Origin of the sequence: Streptomyces flavofungini, assembly GCF_014650815.1 — a bacterium.
GTDB lineage: Bacteria > Actinomycetota > Actinomycetes > Streptomycetales > Streptomycetaceae > Streptomyces > Streptomyces flavofungini.
In genome coordinates, this window is sequence record NZ_BMVR01000002.1 from 264,449 (window position 1) to 281,527 (window position 17,079).

The window sequence follows — 17,079 nt, forward strand, 5'->3', positions numbered from 1 at the left end:
GGTGCAGACTTGAGGTTAACACTACCGGATCCAACAAACATTCCCCCTCTCCAAATCCGGACTCCGCGGTTCGCCGCCGGCCCTGTGTCAGGGCGCAAGCGGCAGCACGCTCGCTCCGGTGGCGTCGAGCGCCAGGCGGTTCGCGGCCCAGCCCTCCCCCGCCAGTCGTGCGACCTTGTCGGCCGCACTGTCCTCGGCCAGCGCGAGGACCGTGGGCCCCGCGCCGGAGATCACCGCGGGCACGCCGTCGGCGCGCAGTCGCTCCACCAGGGCGGCGCTCTCGGGCATGGCCGGGGCGCGGTACTCCTGGTGCAGGCGGTCCTCGGTGGCGGGCAGCAGCAGCTCGGGGCGCCTGGTCAGGGCCTCGACGAGCAGGGCCGCCCGGCCCGCGTTGGCGGCCGCGTCCACGTGCGGGACGGTGCGCGGCAGCAGTCCGCGGGCGGTTTCGGTGAGCACGGGCTTTCCCGGGACGAAAACCACCGGAACGATGGAATCAGCGGGATCCATCCTGATCGCGCGGGCCGCGGAGCCGTCCATCCAGGACAGCGTGAAGCCGCCGAGCAGGCAGGCCGCGACGTTGTCGGGGTGGCCCTCGATCTCGGTGGCCAGCTCGAGCAGCGCGGCGTCGTCGAGCTTGCTGTCGCCGCCTATGGTCACCGCGCGGGCGGCGACGATGCCGGCGCAGATGGCGGCGGACGAGGAGCCGAGGCCGCGGCCGTGCGGGATCCGGTTGGCGCAGACGATCTCCAGGCCGCGCGGCTGTCCGCCGAGCAGGTCGAAGGCGGTCCTGAGGGACCGCACGAGCAGGTGCGACTCGTCGCGGGGCAGGGTCTCGCTGCCCTCGCCCGCGATGTCGATGCCCAGGCCGGAGTCGGCGACGCGGACCACCACGTCGTCGTAGAGCCCCAGCGACAGACCCAGGGCGTCGAAGCCCGGGCCGAGGTTTGCGCTGGTGGCAGGCACGCGCACCCTGACGGCGGCGGCGCGGAACGCAGGACCGGCCATCGCTCGATGACTCTCCTTGAGCTCTGTTTTGTGGAGGACTTGCCGTCTGGACCAGCACGCGTCCGGCATGGGACGGCAGCACCCGGGAGCCGTCTCTGCGGACGGCACCACGGCATATGCGGCGGCATATGCGGGGTGGGTTGGCTACAGCCTATCGAAGGAAGGTTCTGCGGCGACATAGGGCGCACAGGAGGCGCACGATGCGTGTCGCGAGCCCCCTGTGCACCCCCTGTGGGGAGTTGAGAGGTTTGGGCGTTACGCCAGACCCAGGCGCTCGGCCGCGGCGGCCGCGTCGACCGGCACCGTGACCGGCTGCGGGGCGCCCGCGACGGCCCAGTCCGGGTCCTTGAGGCCGTTGCCCGTCACCGTACACACGATGCGCTGCCCCTTGTCCACCTTGCCCTGCTCGGCGGCCTTCAGCAGACCGGCGACGGACGCGGCGGACGCGGGCTCGACGAAGACACCCTCCTGGGACGCCAACAGCTTGTAGGCGCGCAGGATCTCACGGTCCGTCACCTCGTCGATGAAGCCGCCCGACTCGTCGCGCGCGGCGAGCGCGTGCTGCCACGAGGCGGGGTTGCCGATGCGGATCGCGGTGGCGATCGTCGAGGGGTCCTTGACGACCTCGCCGCGCACGATGGGCGCGGAGCCGGAGGCCTGGAAGCCCCACATGCGCGGGGTGTGCGTCGACACCGAGTCGGCCGCGTACTCCTTGTAGCCCTTCCAGTAGGCCGTGATGTTGCCCGCGTTGCCGACGGGGAGGACGTGGATGTCGGGCGCGTCGCCGAGGGCGTCGACGATCTCGAAGGACGCCGTCTTCTGGCCCTCGATGCGGAACGGGTTGACCGAATTGACCAGCGCCACCGGGTAGTTCTCGGAGAGCCCGCGCGCGAGGTTCAGGCAGTCGTCGAAGTTCCCGTCGACCTGGAGGATCTTCGAGCCGTAGACGAGCGCCTGACCCATCTTGCCGAGGGCGATCTTGCCCTGCGGCACCAGGACGGCGCAGACCATCCCGGCGCGTACCGCGTAGGCGGCGGCCGAGGCGGAGGTGTTGCCGGTGGAGGCGCAGATGACGGCCTTCGCGCCCTCCTCCTTGGCCTTGGTGATCGCCATGGTCATGCCGCGGTCCTTGAAGGACCCCGTCGGGTTCGCGCCCTCGACCTTGAGGTGGACCTCGCAGCCGGTGCGCTCGGAGAGCACCTGCGCGGGCACGAGCGGCGTGCCGCCCTCGCGGAGCGTCACGACCGGCGTGGTGTCGGAGACCGGGAGGCGGTCCCGGTACTCCTCGATGATTCCGCGCCACTGGTGGGTCATTGCTGCTTACTCCCCTTCAACCCGCATGATGCTGGCGACACCACGCACGGTGTCGAGTCGGCGCAGCGCCTCGACGGTGCCGCTGAGGGCGGCGTCGGGCGCGCGGTGGGTGACGACGACGAGGGAGGCCTCGCCGTCCTTGCCCGTCTGACGGACCGTATCGATGGATACGCCGTGCTCGGCGAAGACCGTCGCGACCTGGGCGAGCACGCCTGGTTTGTCGGCCACGTCGAGGCTGATGTGATACCGCGTGACGACCTCGCCCATGGGGCTCACGGGCAGTTGCGTGTACGCGGAGTCGCCGGGTCCGGTGGCCTCGCCGAGCTTGTTGCGGCAGACCGCGACCAGGTCGCCGAGGACGGCGGACGCGGTGGGCGCGCCGCCCGCGCCGGGGCCGTAGAACATCAGCTGACCGGCGGCCTCGGCCTCCACGAAGACGGCGTTGTAGGCCTCGCGGACGCTCGCCAGCGGGTGGCTGAGCGGAATCATCGCGGGGTGCACGCGCGCGGTGACGGAGCCGCCGTCGGCGGCCCGCTCGCAGATGGCGAGGAGCTTGATGGTGCAGCCCATGCGCTTGGCGGAGGCGAAGTCGGCGGCGGTGACCTCGGCCATGCCCTCGCGGTAGACGTCGTCGAGGCGCACGCGGGTGTGGAAGGCGATGCCGGCCAGGATCGCGGCCTTGGCGGCGGCGTCGAAGCCCTCGACGTCGGCGGTCGGGTCGGCCTCGGCGTACCCGAGGGCGGTGGCCTCGTCGAGGGCCTCCTGGTAGCCCGCCCCCGTCGAGTCCATCTTGTCGAGGATGAAGTTCGTGGTGCCGTTCACGATGCCGAGGACGCGGTTGACCTTGTCCCCGGCGAGGGACTCGCGCAGCGGCCTGATCAGCGGGATCGCTCCGGCGACGGCGGCCTCGTAGTACAGGTCGCGGCCGTGCTGCTCGGCGGCGGCGTGCAGGGCGGCGCCGTCCTGGGCGATGAGCGCCTTGTTCGCGGAGACCACGGACGCGCCGTGCTCGAAGGCGGTGGTGATGAGCGCCCGGGCGGGCTCGATGCCGCCGATGACCTCGACGACCACGTCGATGTCACCGCGTTTCACCAGCGCGGTCGCGTCCGTCGTCACCAGCGCCGGGTCGATGCCCTCGCGCACCTTGGAGGGGCGGCGGACGGCCACCCCGGCCAGCTCGACCGGGGCGCCGATCCTCGCTGTGAGGTCGTCGGCGTGCGTCGTCATGATGCGCGCCACCTCTGAGCCGACAACCCCACAGCCCAGCAGCGCCACCTTCAGCGGACGCGTACGCATCATCCGACCTCGTTTCCTTCTCCAACTGCGGTGGGACCAGTCTCACCCACCGGTACGGTGTTTCTGACCATAGTCCGGATCGTGAGACACGTATTTCACGAACCGGGAGTACTTCGGGGTGGCGGCGCCTTGTGTCGCGCGCCGCGTGTCACCCCACGTCGAGGGGCGATGTCACCCCACGTCGAGGCGGAGCAGGTCCTCCTCCGTCTCGCGGCGCACGATGACGCGGCCCGCGCCTTCGTTCACCGCCACCACCGGCGGCCGCAGCGCGTGGTTGTAGTTGCTGGCCATGGAGCGGCAGTACGCACCCGTCGCGGGCACGGCGATCAGGTCGCCGGGCGCCAGGTCGGCGGGCAGGAACGCGTCGCGTACGACGATGTCGCCGCTCTCGCAGTGCTTGCCGACGACGCGCACGAGCATCGGCTCGGCGTCGGACGACCGCGACACGAGCGCGACGCTGTACTCGGCGTCGTACAGCGCCGTACGGATGTTGTCCGACATGCCGCCGTCGACGGAGACGTACGTCCGCAGCCCGTCCAGCGGCTTGATGGTGCCGACCTCGTACAGCGTGAACGCCGTCGGGCCGACGATGGCGCGGCCCGGCTCGACGGAGATGCGGGGCGTGCGCAGGTTCGCCGCCGCGCACTCCCGCGTCACGATGGCGCGCAGCGCCGTCGCGATCTCGTGCGGCTCGCGCGGGTCGTCGTCCGAGGTGTACGCGATGCCGAGGCCGCCGCCGAGGTCGATCTCGGGCAGCTCGACGCCGTGCTCGTCGCGGATCTCGGCGAGCAGCGACACCACCCGGCGCGCCGCCACCTCGAAGCCCGCCGTGTCGAAGATCTGCGAACCGATGTGGCTGTGGATGCCGATGAGCTCCAGCCCGTCCAGCTTCAGCGCCCGCCGCACCGCCTCCGCCGCCTGGCCCCCGGCGAGCGCCAGGCCGAACTTCTGGTCCTCGTGCGCGGTGGCGATGAACTCGTGGGTGTGCGCCTCGACGCCGACCGTCACCCGGATCTGCACCCGCTGGCGCTTGCCGAGCCGGTCGGCGATGTGCGCGACCCGCACGATCTCCTGGAACGAGTCGAGCACGACGCGGCCGACGCCCGCCGCGACCGCGCGCTCGATCTCCTCCGCGTTCTTGTTGTTGCCGTGGAACGCGATGCGCTCGGCCGGCATACCGGCGTCGAGCGCCGTCGTCAGTTCCCCGCCCGAGCACACGTCGAGGTTCAGGCCCTCCTCGTGCAGCCACCGCACGACGGCGCGCGACAGGAACGCCTTCCCGGCGTAGAACACGTCGGCGTCCGGCCCGAACGCGTCGCGCCAGGCCTGGCAGCGGGCGCGGAAGTCCTGCTCGTCGAGGAAGTACGCGGGCGTGCCGAACTCCTCGGCGAGCCGCGTCACCGCCACGCCGCCGACGGTGACCTTGCCGTCGGCGGTGCGGGTGACCGTGCGGGACCAGACCTTGGGGTCCAGGGCGTTCAGGTCGGCGGGCGGAGCGGAGTAGTGCCCCTCGGGCAGGACGTCTCCGTGGCGGGGACCGGCGGGGTGGGCGGAGCGGCTCATGACTCTTCTGGCTCTTCTCGTCTCACAGGTGTGCGGGCGCGGTGATGCCGAGCAGGGACAGGCCGCCTGCGAGCACCGTCCCGGCGGCTTCGGCGAGCGCGAGCCGGGAGCGGTGGGCGGCCGAGGGTTTCTCGTCGCCGAGCGGCAGCACCGTGTGTGCCTGCGCGAGGAAGGCGTCGGCGGTCCGGACGAGGTGCCGGGTCAGGCGGTCCGGGGCGTGGCGGGTGGCTGCGGTCGCCAGGACGGTGGGGTGGTCGCCCAGGGCTCCCAGCAGCTCGTACGCGGACGCGTCGGTCTCGCCGGGGGCCGCCGTGAAGCCTAGGTCGGCGGCGTTGCGGGTGAGCGCGCGGGTCCTGGCGTAGGCGTACCGGATCCGGAACAGGGGGTTCGACTCGCGCTGGGCGAGGTGCTCGGGGCCGGTGCGGGGGTGGTCGTGGGGCGCGGGGTGCAGGAGGGCCCAGCGGGCCGCGTCGGGGCCCAGGCGGAGGGGGTCGGGGGTGGTGGGCGCCGGGACCGGGCGGAGGGTGGTCAGGGGGGTCGGGGGCCGCCCGTACGCGTCCACCCTCACCCCGAGCACCCGCACCCACTCCGCGTCCGGCTCCGCCTCGCTCGTCACCCGCACCAGCACGCCCTGCGAGCGCAGGATCCGCCGCGTCGCGTCGGCCACGACCACGGCGCGCAGGTCGTGCGGGGTGTGCAGCTGGGCGAGGGCCCCGGTGTCCGGGCTGACGTGCCCGTAGCGCTCCCCCCGCGCCCGCACTTCCGCTACGAGGCCGGGGCCGCCCTGGCCGTCCAGGGTGATGCTGACGAAGCCGGGGCCGGTGACGTCGGCGTGGGCGATGCCCGGCTCTTCGGTGAGGCGGGCCGAGAGGACCTCGGCCACGCGGCGGGGGGGTGCGCCCGCCGCACCGGCGATCCGGAGCGCCAGGTTCGTCGCGTAGTCCCCCGTGCCGCCCGGGCCCGGGCGCTCCACGTGGGCACGCTCCGGGACCTCGGCGCTGAGCTCCCCGGCGTCCACGGCGCGGCGCATGGCGCGCAGGACGGTACGGGAGAGCTGTGCCGGGGTCACGGGACAAGGGTATGGGAGGTGGGGGGTGGGGTGCGCTGGGGTTTCTGGCGGGGGGGGCTTCTCGCTGACGGGGCGCTTCTCGCTGACGGAGGGCTTCTCGCTGGCGGGGGCGCCTTGGGCAGCGGCGTGGCGTCTGCCGTCCCGCCCGGTGGGGAGCTGGGCCGCCCAGAGGGTCCGGGGGCCGGAAGGTCTCGGAAGGCCTCCGAGTGCCTCCGAGGCCTAGGGCGTTTCTGACGGCTCTTGAAACCGTCAGATGGCTGTCACGGGTGTGGGCGCCGGGGCGAGCAGCACCTCGCGGGGCAGCTCCCGTTGCGCCGACGATCTCCCTGGCGGCCGACCAAGAGCCATCAGAAACGCCCTAAGGGCAGCCCGGCACCGCGGACGGGTCCGGAGCCCAGCCCCGGGGACCCTGGCCCCGGTCGACCAGCTGCCGCACGATCCCGAGGAGCTCGGCCGGCTCGAACGGCTTCGCCAGGAACGCGTCGACCCCGACCTCGATCCCCGCCTCGACCTCGTACTGAGTACACGCACTCACCACGACAAGCGGAAGCCCCTGCGTACGCGGATCAGCCCGCAGCCGCGCCGCAGTGCGCAGCCCGTCAAGCCGCGGCATCACCACGTCGAGCGTCACCACATCGGGCCGCACCTGATGGACGACATCCAGACACTCGGCACCATCGGCCGCGGTCACGACCTCGAAGCCCTCCAGCTCGAGATTGACCCTGATCAGTTGCCGGATGACCTTGTTGTCGTCCACAACAAGCACACGGCCGGGCACGCCTGGCACAACTTGAGAGTAGGTCGACAGCCGCCATCGCGTCCGGGTTTTGCCTACTTCTGCCACTTGCGGGCGAGCCGCAACGCCCCGCCGAGGTCTGGACCAGGACCGACGCACGGACCCCGCACGTGAACCGCGACACCGTGTTGCCGAACACACGGACGCCCGCTGGCGCCGCCCCTCCCCACCCACGCACCACACAGGAATCCGCCAAGAGCCGATGCGGAAGCCCATGACGCCCCTTCAGCACGCCGACCGCAAGCGGAGGTTGGCGCCCCCGCGTCCCCCTCCCCCGCCGGACCGGGCGGTACGCTCCGCAACGCCCCACGCGCAAGGCGAGGCCGTGCACAAGGAGAGGCCGTCATGTCAACCTTCGTTGTATTCGACCTGGAGTTCACGACATGGCCGGAAGCGCTTGAGCAGGACTGGTCGGCCCCGGGCCAGTACCGCGAACTCGTCCAGATCGGCGCCCTGCGCCTGCGCCACGACTTCTCCGTGGTCGAGGAGTACGAGGCCCTGGTCCACCCGGTCATGAACCCGCGCCTGTCCCCGTACTTCACCGAACTGACCGGCATCGACCAGGATTCGGTGGACCGCGAGGGCCTCCCGCCGGCGGAAGCCCTCGGCTCCTTCCTCTCCTTCTGCCAAGGCCAGTCCGTGCTCTCCTACGGAAACGACATGGTCGTCCTCGGCGAGAACGTGGCCTGGGCCCGAGCCCGCGGCGAAGAAATCAAAGCCTCCTTCCTCACCCCCGGCTTCCTGAACATCCGCCCCTGGCTCAACAGCGTGGCTCCGGAAACAGCGACATCCAACGTCGGCCGCCTGTGGCGGGTGTTCAACCTTCCCAGGCCGACCACAGGCGGCGAACACTCCGCCCTCTTCGACTGCCACTCCTTCGCGGCGACCCTGAAACACCTGCACACCACCGGCGCGACCTTGCCCAGCGCCTTCCTCTGACAGCCAAGAAGCCCGCGCGGACGCGGGGCGCCCAATGCCCGCCGTCTTGCCCCGCGTTGCCCCTTTCGATCTTGATTGCTAGCGTTCTGGTCGCGCATACCGCATATGGGTTCCAGGAGGGGATTTTTGTGATGTCGAGAAAGACAACTCTCTTTATTGTTGGTGCAGTAGCCAGTGCCGCGCTCGCCGTGTCGGCCCCGGCCGCAAGCGCGGCCTCCAGCTCGGCCCCGGACGCCGCCCCTGTCTCGGCCAAGAGCGCCCCCGCTTACAAGCACATCAAGATCCTCAAGGACGGCATCAACATTCGCGCGAAGGCCACGACGAAGTCGGCCTCGCTCGGTCTTGCCTACAAGAGCCACAAGGTGGCGTTCCTTGCCAGCGTGCGCGGCGAGACCGTCAATGGCGAATTCAACTGGGTGAAGGTCAAGGACAACACGACAGGCGTTACCGGATACATCAACGCCGCCTACGTTGAGCTCATCCCCTAATTGTCCGGCAGTTATCCGGCGTCCGGCGATTGTCCGGCGCGATGACGGCCTCAGCGGCGTGAGAGACGCTCGCCGGGCCGGCACACGGGCCCGTGACCCATGAGGTCACGGGCCTTTGCCGGTCACCGCGTCGCCGTTCTCGTACGCGGACCGTGCGGATCCCCGCGTTCTCGTGAACAGGACCCAGGCTGCTCAACTTCTCGCTTCGGTCTCGTACGTCGGAACACGGGATCGCAAGAAGGGGCACCGCCTGGTGGGCTTCTACGCGGTCATGTACTTCGCAGGGCTCCGTCCCAGTGAGGCTGTGGGGCTCGGGAAGGCTGACTGCTTCCTCCCGGAGAAGGGGTGGGGCGTTCTGACGCTTCACGACACGCACCCCGTGTCGGGCAAGCAGTGGACAGACAGCGGAGAGCGCCACGACAAGCGCGGCCTGAAGTCGAGGGAAGCCAAGGAAGACCGGCCGGTCCTGATCCCTCCGCCGCTCGCGGCCGGGCTCCGCGCCCACCTGAAGGAGTTCGGCACAGCCAAGGATGGGCGGCTCCTCACGAACGAGCGGGGCGGCCTGGTGGGCACCTCCAGCTACTGGCGCGTCTGGCAGGAGGCCCGGCCTTACGCCTTCCCACCGCCGAAGATGCACGTCCTGGCGAAGAAGCCGTACGACGGCCGTGCCACGTGCATCACGGACTGGCTCCGCTCCGGCCTCCCGGTCGCCGAGGTGGCTCGCCGTGCGGGCACGTCCCCAGAGGTCATCGGCCGCCACTACGCCGGGCTCATCGACAACAGCGAGGAGGAGGAAAACAAGAAGATCGAGAGGACGATGGGGTGGGCATCGCCGGACGCGGAATGAGCCGTGCGTGGCTCACGCACTCCTCACGCACAACCAGTGGGAGACAACGAGAAACGGTCGGAGTCAGTGAGACTGACTCCGACCGTTTCATCAAGGCATCCGCGCTGGTCAGGACATGACTTCAGGTCTCTGACTGGCGAGTGCCCCCGGCAGGATTCGAACCTGCGCACACGGCTCCGGAGGCCGTTGCTCTATCCCCTGAGCTACGGGGGCGTGTCGGCCGCTGTTCGGCGGCGACGGGTAGAACCCTACCAGCTTCGTGGGGGTCGGCATGAACGGGTATTTGTGCAGCGTCCGGGGGGCCTGACGGGGTGCCGTCCGGGGGCCTGGCGCGGTTCCCGGGGAGGGCTGCCCGGGGGCCCGGCGGGGCCCCCGGACGGGGCGGGGAGGGGGGTGTCAGGGCTTGCGGGCCACGCCTGCGTAGGCGTCGGCTGCGATCGACGTGTCCGTGGTGGGGTCCGGGCGCCAGTGGGTGACCTGGGTCACTCCGGGGTCGGTGAGGGTGAGGCCGGTGAAGAAGCCGGTGATCTCCTCGACGCTGCGGACGTAGTAGGGGATCGCGCCGCTCTTGTTGTACGCGTCCGACGCCGCGATCATGCCCTCGCTCGTGGCCGTGGAGTCGCTTATCACCAGGTAGCTGCCCGACGGGAGGCCCGCCATGAGGCGGTTCACCAGGTCGCGCGCCTCGTCGTACGAGGAGACGTGGCCGAGGGTGTTCAGGATCATCAGCGCCACCGGCTCGGACAGGTCCAGCGTCTCCCCCGCCGCCGCCAGGATCGCCTCCGGCTCGTACATGTTCGCGTCGATGTACGACGTCACGCCCTCCGGCGTGCTCGTCAGGAGCGCCCGGGCGTGCGCGAGCACCAGCGGGTCGTTGTCCACGTACACGATGCGGGAGTCGGGCGCGACGCGCTGCGCCACGTCGTGCGTGTTGTCCGCCGTCGGCAGGCCCGTGCCGACGTCCAGGAACTGGCGGATCCCCTGCTCCCCCGCCAGGTGGCGGACCGCGCGGCCGAGGAAGTGGCGGCTGGTGAGGGCCACGTCCACCAGGCCCGGGAAGATCTGCTTGATCTGGTCGCCCAGCTCGCGGTCCTTCTCGTAGTTGTCCTTGCCGCCCACGAAGTAGTTCCAGAAGCGCGCCGAGTGCGGCTTACTCGTGTCGATCCGCGCGCGTATCTCGGCGGACGAGTCGAGCCTGGGGTCGGAGCCTGACACGGGGACCTCCTGTGGTGCTTGGGCCGTTCGATCAGGGGCAACCTAGCAAGTGGCCGTTGGCGCGCGGAGTCGTACTCACGCGACTCCGAGTACGCGGACCCATGTGTGCGGCCACCTCGCGGCGCGACTCTGGCGGCATGACGAAACCTCTGCGCAACCTCAAGTGGGCAGTCCTGCGCGGGCTGTTGGGTACGGTCGGGCGGTCCTCGCGAGGGATCCGGATCGGCTGTCGGCACGGGTTCGACAGCGGGACCATGCTGGATTACGTGTACGTGAACCGAGCCCACGGCGTCCTCGGGATCGGGCGTCTCGTCGACCGCGTGTATCTGAACGCCGTCGGCTGGCGCGCCATCCGCGCCCGGCGTGAACTCCTCCAGGACGTGCTGCGCGGGCAGATAGGCGCCCGGCCCGACCGTGAGGTCCTCGTCCTCGACGTCGCCGCCGGGCCCGGGCGCTACCTCCAGGACGTGGCCGCCGCGCACGGGCCCGGGCGGGTGCGCGTGGTGTGCCGGGACCTCGCCGTGGCGGGGCTGCGGCAGGGCGAGCGGCTCGCCCGGGAGCGCGGGATCGGCAACATCTCGTACGAGACCGGGGACGCGCTCGATCCCAAGGAGCCGGACGCGGGCGCTCCGGACGTCATCGTGGTGTCGGGGCTCTATGAGCTGTTGCTCGACGACGACGTCATCCGCGCCTCGATCGAGCGGCTGCGAGGGCTGCTCGCGCCCGGCGGCACCCTCGTCTTCACCACCCAGACCCACCACCCGCAGCTCGACTTCATCGCCAACGTCCTGCCCAACAGGGACGGGCAGTTGTGGGTGATGAAGTGCCGGGACGTCGCAGAGACGGAGGGGTGGGCCCGTGCCGCCGGGTTCGGGGCGGTCAGCAGTCGGCGGGAGGGGGTCGGGCTGTTCACGGTGACGGTTTGCGGGACGCGTGGGTGAGAGGGGTGAGAGGGATGAGTGGGGTGCCAGGGTGAGTAGGGCGAGTGGGGCGGTTGCGGTGAGTGGGTCGTAGTCGGCGGGTGAGGGTTGTGGAGGCGGGTGAGGGTTGCGGGTTGCCGGTTGCGGAGGCGCCTGCGGGGGTTCGTGGGTCTCTACGCCGACGCCCGCTTCGTCGTCTTCTTCGGCGGCGTCGTCGACTTCTTCGACGTGGTCTTCTTCGCCGTCGACTTGGTGGTCGCCGCGCCCGACGCCGTCTTCTTCGTGGTGCTCTTCTTCGGGGCCGCCGTCCTGGCCTTCGCCGGCGTCTTGGCCGTCGACTTCTTACCGCCCACCTGCTTGGGGGCCGCCGGGGACGACTTGCGGGTGGCGGACGCCGACTTCTGGGCGGACGCCGACTTCCGAGCGGGCGTCGACTTCCGAGCGGAGGCCGTCTTCCCGGCCGCCGACTTCTTGGCGCGGGAGCGCAGGGAGGTCACCTCGGCCTCCCGCGCCTGGTCCGCGTCCGCGTCGGACTGCTCGCCGCGCGCCGTGCGCGCCGCCCGCACGCTGTTCTCCAGCGCCGCCATCAGGTCGATGACCTTGCCGCCGCCCGACTCGGCCGCCGGGGCGGGGGTGTAGGTCCCGCCGCCCTCGACCTTCGCGGCGATCATCTCCTCCACGGCCTCGCGGTAGTCGTCGTGGAGGGAGTCGAGGTCGACCTCGCCGAGGGTGTCCATGAGGGCGTCGGCCAGGTCGAGTTCGGCGTCGCGGACCGTGACCTCGGTGTCGGGGGCGACGCTGTCGGTGGCGCGGATCTCGTCCGGCCACAGCAGGCCGTGCATCGCGATGACGTCGTCGACGACGCGCAGCATGCCGAGGCGTTCGCGGCCGCGCAGGGCGAACTTGGCGATGGCCACCTTCCGGCTGCGCTTCAGCGCCTCGCGCAGGAGGGTGTAGGGCTTGGCGGCGGGTACTCCGTTGGCCGACAGGTAGTACGCCGTGTCCATCTGGAGGGGGTCGATGCGGTCGGCCGGGACGAACGCGACGATCTCGATGGTCTTCGCGGTCGGGATCGGCAGGGCGGCCAGGTCGTCCTCGGTGATCGGGATGATCGAGCCGTCCGCGTCCTCGTACCCCTTGCCGATCTCCGCGGTCGTGACCTCGCGGTCCTCCAGCTCGCACACCTTGCGGTAGCGGATGCGGCCGCCGTCCTCCGTGTGGATCTGGCGGAAGGAGATCGCGTGGTTCTCGGTGGCGTTCACGAGCTTGATCGGGATGCTGACCAGGCCGAAGGAGATGGCGCCGTTCCATATGGACCGCATGTGGAGCACCTTTCGGCAGCCAGGGCGGGAGGGTGAGGCGGTGGCCTCGTATGTGTGCGTGGCCTCGCGTGTGTGCGGTGACCTTGTGCGTGGGCGGTGAGCTCGCGCGTGCGCAGTTGTCTTGTGTGCGTATGGGGCTTTAGTACGTGTTTCGTGGGATTCTCATCGTATGACGCCCATCACCGAGGTGGAGGGGCGAAGGCTCGCGCTCAGCAATCTCGACAAGGTGCTCTACGCGGCGAGCGGCTTCACCAAAGGCGAGGTGCTGCACTACTACGCCACCGCCGCGGGGGCCCTGCTCCCCCACCTCCGCAACCGGCCCGTGTCCTTCCTGCGCTTCCCGGACGGGCCCGACGGGCAGCGCTTCTTCGCCAAGAACGTGCCGCCGGGTACGCCCACCTGGGTGCGGACGGCCGAGGTGCGGCGGTCGGACGGGGTCTCGCGGCAGATCCTGGTGCAGGACCTGGCGACGCTGATGTGGGCGGCGAACCTGGTCACCGAGTTCCACACCCCGCAGTGGCAGGCGGACGCGCCCGGGCTCGCCGACCGGCTCGTCCTCGACCTCGACCCCGGGCCGCCCGCGAACGTCGTGGCGGCCTGCGCGGCGGCGCTGTGGCTGCGGGAGCGGCTGGTGGACGACGGGTTCGAGGCGTACGTCAAGACGTCCGGCAGCAAGGGGCTGCACGTGCTCGTGCCGCTGCGGCCAACGCCCAGCAAGGACGTCACGGCGTACGCGAAGGGGCTGGCCGTGGCGGCGGAGCAGGCGCTTCCGGGGCTGGTGGTGCATCGGATGACGCGCAGCCTGCGGCCGGGGAAGGTGTTCGTCGACTTCAGTCAGAACGCGGCGGCGAAGACCACGGCGACGCCGTACACCTTGCGGGCGCGCGCCGAGCCGACGGTGTCCACGCCGGTGACGTGGGCGGAGGTGGCGGCGTGCCGGGAGCGGGGGGACGCGGGGCTGCTGGTCTTCCTCGCGGACGAGTTGGGGGCGCGTCTTGAGCGGTACGGGGATCTGCTCGGGCCGTTGCTCGACCCGAGCCGGGGCGGGGTGCTGCCGACGCCGGGGTGACCCCACCCCTCCCCGGCCCCGCCTCTCCCTGGTCCCGCTCCTCCCTGGTCCCGCTCCTCCCTGGTCCCGCTCCTCCCAGGCCCCGCTCCCCTGGCCCCGCTCCTCCCCGGGGGTCAGATGCGGTTCCACGTCCTGCGGTCGCGCGCCAGCGCGTGCAGTGCCTCCACGTCCGCCGGTTTCAGGACCCCGCCCGTCCGCGCCAGCCCCGGCAGGTCCGCCTCGCACAGCACCCGCACCTCCCGGGGCGGCGCCGCGACCTCCACGTCCACCGCCCCCACCGGTACGAGCACCGCCCGCACCTCCGCCGTCAGCGCGAACGACGCCCGCCCGGCGTCCGCCCGCAGCTCCCGCAGCAGCGGCCCGGCCTGCCCCCGCCCCAGGGCCACCATCGGGTCGGCCACCCGCACGCGCTGCCTGCGGGCCGGTAACGCCCGTACGCAGAACAGGCCGCCGGGGCCGATGAGCAGATGGTCCACGCGCCGGCCGCCGGGCAGGCCGATCGAGTGCAGGGTGTGCCAGCCGACCGCGTCCAGGCGGTCGAGGGCGTCGCCGACCGCGGTCTGCGCCGCGAGCGCCCGGTGCCGGGGGTCGGAGCGGAGCCTGCGCGCGGACGGCGGGTCGCGGTCGAGGTCGACGCGCAGGGCCTCGCCGGGGCGGTTCGGGGCCAAGTCGTCGTCTGGGTGGAGCGTGAGCCGGGCCAGCTCCGCGGGGGTGGGGACGGGGGGTGGGCCCACCGTCACGTTGCCCGTCAGGAACGGGCCGAGTGCGTCCAGAACGTCGGCCTCGCGGTCGGCGCTCAGCAGGTTCACGCGGGCGGTGTCCCGGTCGTACCAGGCCACGTTCCCGCCGTCCGGCCTGCAGACGTAGAGCCGTTCCTGACCGTGCCTCCATGCCGGTACGACACGCAGTCCGCTCATGCCCCATCACCCCATGACCATGGGAGCAGCCCGGGCACCGCTCCGGCAAGCAGCTGACGGCGCTTCCGGGAAGTTGATGGCAATTCGCCCTGTGTTCGCCACCCCGGGCGAGTCCTTCCGCCAGGCCCGCACCCATCCCGTAACGGCACCGCTCGCACAGCTATGGCCCCCTGTTACAAAGTCGCCGAACCGCCGCAATGGCGGACACCTAGCTTCGTAGATGTCACTGCCCGCCGCAGAGCGCAAGGAACGTCCCGTGAGCAACCGCCGCCGCACCTCGGCCCTCCGTACCGCCGCCGTCGCCACGCTCGTCGGCGGCGCGCTGCTGCTCCCGGCGACGGGCGCGTTCGCCGACTCCCCGTCCCCCGCTCCCGCCCCGCACTCCGCCTCCGCCCGCCTCACCGGCGACGCCGCCACCCCCGAGGGCGGCGTGCGGGCGGGCGCCGACGGGGTGCGGGACGCCGGGGATCCCGCGTTCCTGTTCGCGGGCGGTGCCATGGCGGCCGCGGGGGCCGCGGGGCTCGGGTTCGCGATGATGCGCCGCGGGCGCACGGACGCCTGACCGTCCGACCGGCGTCCGGCCCGGATCCCTCGCTTCCGGGTCGCTTCGGTCCCGTCCCGGTCCCGTCCCGTCCCGTCCAAGGAGTCCCCGTGCGCACCACCACCCCCACCCCCGGCGAAGCCGAGCGGGAAGCCCGCCCGAGCCGACCCCGCCGTACCGGCCACGGCGCCCCCGCCCGCCGCCGCCTCGCCGCCGCCGCGGCCCTCACCGCCGCCATCGGCGTCGGCCTCATCGCCTGCGGGCAGGGCGGCGGCTCCGGCGCCGCCGCCCCCGACGTGAGCGTCAAGAACGTCACGGCCGCGCGGGCGAAGCAGGCGCCGCCACCGATGGCGGAGTCCAGGCCGACCGGACTGCGCATCCCGGCCGCGGGCGTGGACGCCCGGCGGATGCTGGACCTCGGCATCGGCCCGGACCGGGAGCTGGAGGTGCCGCCCGCGTCGGAGGCGGATGTACCGGGCTGGTGGACGGGCGGTGTCACCCCTGGTCAGAAGGGTGCGGCGGTCGTGGTCGCGCACTACGACACGGCGAACGGTCCTGCGCTGCTCCGGAACGTCGCGAAGGTGCGGGCCGGCGACCGGATCATGGTGCCGAGGGCGGACGGCTCCACGGCGACGTTCAAGGTGCGTGCGATCCAACAGGTCGGCAAGGAAGACTTTCCAACCCATAAGGTGTACGGGGCGACCGACCGCCCGGAGCTGCGCCTCGTGACCTGCGGCGGCCCGATCAAGGACGGTCACCGCACCGACAACATCATTCTCTACGCCGACCTCGTGCGGTGAGGCCGCGCCCGGGCACCCCCGGCCCCGCGCCGAAGCCCCCGGCGCGGCCCCCGCAAGCAGGAGTGCCAGTTGAACCGCAGCCGCAGGCCGAGCCGTCGCAGGCCCGCCCGCCGACGCGCGCTCGCCGCAGCCGTCCTCGTGCTGGCCGCGGCCGCGCTGGCGTCGGGCTGCGGCGACCCCGGCGACCTGCGGGGCGCGGGCGCCACTCCGACGGCCGTGGGCCCCACCCGGCTGTGGCCGGACCTGCCGCCCGCGTCGTCGCCGGTCGGTGACTACGGCGAGGCGGACACCGAGGAGGTCAAGGGCGTCAAGGTGCCCGGCGGCGATCTGCACAAGGTGAACCCCGTCGACATCGTCAAGGCGGAGGTGACCGCGAACCCCGACGTCTACAGCGGGCCCGACGCGCTCTACAAGGACACCGTCACCGCCCTCAAGGACTGCGGCAGCGAGCCCAAGGACTGCCCGGTCCTCAAGGCGTACTACCGCGACTTCACCGGGGACGGGAAGGACGACCTGGTCATCGGCATCCGCATGCCCGAGGAGCAGCTCGCCGTCCGCGTCTACGCGATGGAGAAGGGGCACCTCACCCAGATCATGGGCACCTCCGACGCGGTGCTCGGCGTCGAGCTGGCCGGGCGCGACCTGGTGGTGCGCGCGGTCTCCGGCATCCCCGGGTACGAGTACCGCACGGCCTGGTCCTGGGACCGGCACCAGCGCGCGATGCTGCCCACCCGCGACGAGATCCTGCGCTCCTCCGACGCGCCCCGCCCCAAGGGCGCCCGCAGCCAGGTGCCCGCGCTGACGGAGGCGGAGCAGGGGGCGGGTCCCGGCCCCGGCGAGACCTCAGGTCCGGGCGAGCGCCCCACGCCGACCGCGGGGCCGACCGCCGACGACCGTCCCGGCGAGGGTTCATGACCGGCCGCGCCGAGCCCGCGGGCCCGCCCCCCGCCGACGCCGGTGCCCCGCCCCGCGCCCGCT

General features: G+C 71.9%; 17 protein-coding genes and 1 tRNA gene. 8 read left to right on the plus strand and 10 right to left on the minus strand.

Annotated elements, in window-relative coordinates:
- Nucleotides 1-87 precede the first annotated feature (87 nt).
- The 6 genes from thrB to IE274_RS05000 form a co-directional block, all read right to left on the minus strand.
- The gene (gene thrB, locus IE274_RS04975; protein ID WP_190114341.1) at nucleotides 88-1,005 is read right to left on the minus strand and encodes a homoserine kinase; all 918 of its coding nucleotides are present in this window, start codon (nucleotides 1,003-1,005) and stop codon (nucleotides 88-90) included.
- A gap of 255 nt (nucleotides 1,006-1,260) precedes the next feature.
- Complete coding sequence (thrC, locus tag IE274_RS04980; RefSeq protein WP_190114342.1) at nucleotides 1,261-2,319, minus strand: threonine synthase; 1,059 nt, start codon at nucleotides 2,317-2,319, stop codon at nucleotides 1,261-1,263.
- Between the two features lie 6 nt (nucleotides 2,320-2,325).
- Nucleotides 2,326-3,615, minus strand: coding sequence for a homoserine dehydrogenase (locus IE274_RS04985; protein WP_190114730.1), 1,290 nt, complete (start codon nucleotides 3,613-3,615; stop codon nucleotides 2,326-2,328).
- A gap of 171 nt (nucleotides 3,616-3,786) precedes the next feature.
- The gene (lysA, locus tag IE274_RS04990; RefSeq protein ID WP_190114343.1) at nucleotides 3,787-5,178 is read right to left on the minus strand and encodes a diaminopimelate decarboxylase; all 1,392 of its coding nucleotides are present in this window, start codon (nucleotides 5,176-5,178) and stop codon (nucleotides 3,787-3,789) included.
- Nucleotides 5,179-5,200: 22 nt separating this feature from the next.
- Nucleotides 5,201-6,247: an ArgS-related anticodon-binding protein NrtL gene (gene nrtL, locus IE274_RS04995; RefSeq protein WP_190114344.1), complete on the minus strand. Its 1,047-nt coding sequence runs from the start codon at nucleotides 6,245-6,247 to the stop codon at nucleotides 5,201-5,203.
- Nucleotides 6,248-6,605: 358 nt separating this feature from the next.
- Nucleotides 6,606-7,142, minus strand: a complete 537-nt coding sequence (locus IE274_RS05000) for a response regulator (protein WP_372446976.1) — start codon at nucleotides 7,140-7,142, stop codon at nucleotides 6,606-6,608.
- Nucleotides 7,143-7,388: 246 nt separating this feature from the next.
- Here IE274_RS05000 and IE274_RS05005 point away from each other — a divergent pair, with 246 nt between their 5' ends.
- From IE274_RS05005 to IE274_RS05015, 3 genes are all read left to right on the plus strand, one after another.
- Nucleotides 7,389-7,982, plus strand: coding sequence for an exonuclease domain-containing protein (locus IE274_RS05005; protein ID WP_190114346.1), 594 nt, complete (start codon nucleotides 7,389-7,391; stop codon nucleotides 7,980-7,982).
- 131 nt (nucleotides 7,983-8,113) lie between these two features.
- Nucleotides 8,114-8,470: an SH3 domain-containing protein gene (locus tag IE274_RS05010; RefSeq protein ID WP_190114347.1), complete on the plus strand. Its 357-nt coding sequence runs from the start codon at nucleotides 8,114-8,116 to the stop codon at nucleotides 8,468-8,470.
- Nucleotides 8,471-8,723: 253 nt separating this feature from the next.
- The gene (locus IE274_RS05015; protein WP_307821950.1) at nucleotides 8,724-9,317 is read left to right on the plus strand and encodes a site-specific integrase; all 594 of its coding nucleotides are present in this window, start codon (nucleotides 8,724-8,726) and stop codon (nucleotides 9,315-9,317) included.
- Between the two features lie 141 nt (nucleotides 9,318-9,458).
- Here IE274_RS05015 and IE274_RS05020 read toward each other — a convergent pair.
- Both IE274_RS05020 and IE274_RS05025 read right to left on the minus strand, forming a co-directional pair.
- A tRNA-Arg gene (locus IE274_RS05020) sits at nucleotides 9,459-9,530 on the minus strand.
- A gap of 183 nt (nucleotides 9,531-9,713) precedes the next feature.
- Nucleotides 9,714-10,532, minus strand: coding sequence for an SAM-dependent methyltransferase (locus tag IE274_RS05025; RefSeq protein WP_190114348.1), 819 nt, complete (start codon nucleotides 10,530-10,532; stop codon nucleotides 9,714-9,716).
- A gap of 137 nt (nucleotides 10,533-10,669) precedes the next feature.
- Here IE274_RS05025 and IE274_RS05030 point away from each other — a divergent pair, with 137 nt between their 5' ends.
- Nucleotides 10,670-11,473, plus strand: a complete 804-nt coding sequence (locus IE274_RS05030) for a class I SAM-dependent methyltransferase family protein (protein ID WP_229909228.1) — start codon at nucleotides 10,670-10,672, stop codon at nucleotides 11,471-11,473.
- 152 nt (nucleotides 11,474-11,625) lie between these two features.
- Here IE274_RS05030 and ku read toward each other — a convergent pair whose 3' ends face one another.
- Nucleotides 11,626-12,774, minus strand: a complete 1,149-nt coding sequence (gene ku / locus IE274_RS05035) for a non-homologous end joining protein Ku (protein WP_190114350.1) — start codon at nucleotides 12,772-12,774, stop codon at nucleotides 11,626-11,628.
- Nucleotides 12,775-12,943: 169 nt separating this feature from the next.
- Here ku and ligD point away from each other — a divergent pair, with 169 nt between their 5' ends.
- The gene (gene ligD / locus IE274_RS05040) at nucleotides 12,944-13,843 is read left to right on the plus strand and encodes a non-homologous end-joining DNA ligase (RefSeq protein ID WP_190114351.1); all 900 of its coding nucleotides are present in this window, start codon (nucleotides 12,944-12,946) and stop codon (nucleotides 13,841-13,843) included.
- Nucleotides 13,844-13,956: 113 nt separating this feature from the next.
- On the opposite strand, the gene IE274_RS05045 is transcribed toward ligD, so the two are convergent.
- Nucleotides 13,957-14,760, minus strand: a complete 804-nt coding sequence (locus IE274_RS05045; RefSeq protein ID WP_190114352.1) for a nuclease-related domain-containing protein — start codon at nucleotides 14,758-14,760, stop codon at nucleotides 13,957-13,959.
- Nucleotides 14,761-15,016: 256 nt separating this feature from the next.
- On the opposite strand from IE274_RS05045, the gene IE274_RS05050 reads away from it, so the two are divergent.
- From IE274_RS05050 to IE274_RS05060, 3 genes are all read left to right on the plus strand, one after another.
- Nucleotides 15,017-15,322, plus strand: coding sequence for a hypothetical protein (locus IE274_RS05050; RefSeq protein ID WP_190114353.1), 306 nt, complete (start codon nucleotides 15,017-15,019; stop codon nucleotides 15,320-15,322).
- A 215-nt stretch (nucleotides 15,323-15,537) separates the two neighbouring features.
- Nucleotides 15,538-16,101, plus strand: a complete 564-nt coding sequence (locus tag IE274_RS05055; protein ID WP_190114731.1) for a class F sortase — start codon at nucleotides 15,538-15,540, stop codon at nucleotides 16,099-16,101.
- A gap of 69 nt (nucleotides 16,102-16,170) precedes the next feature.
- A complete protein-coding gene (locus tag IE274_RS05060) occupies nucleotides 16,171-17,016 on the plus strand; it encodes a hypothetical protein (RefSeq protein ID WP_229909232.1) in 846 nt (281 codons plus the stop codon).
- Nucleotides 17,017-17,079 lie beyond the last annotated feature (63 nt).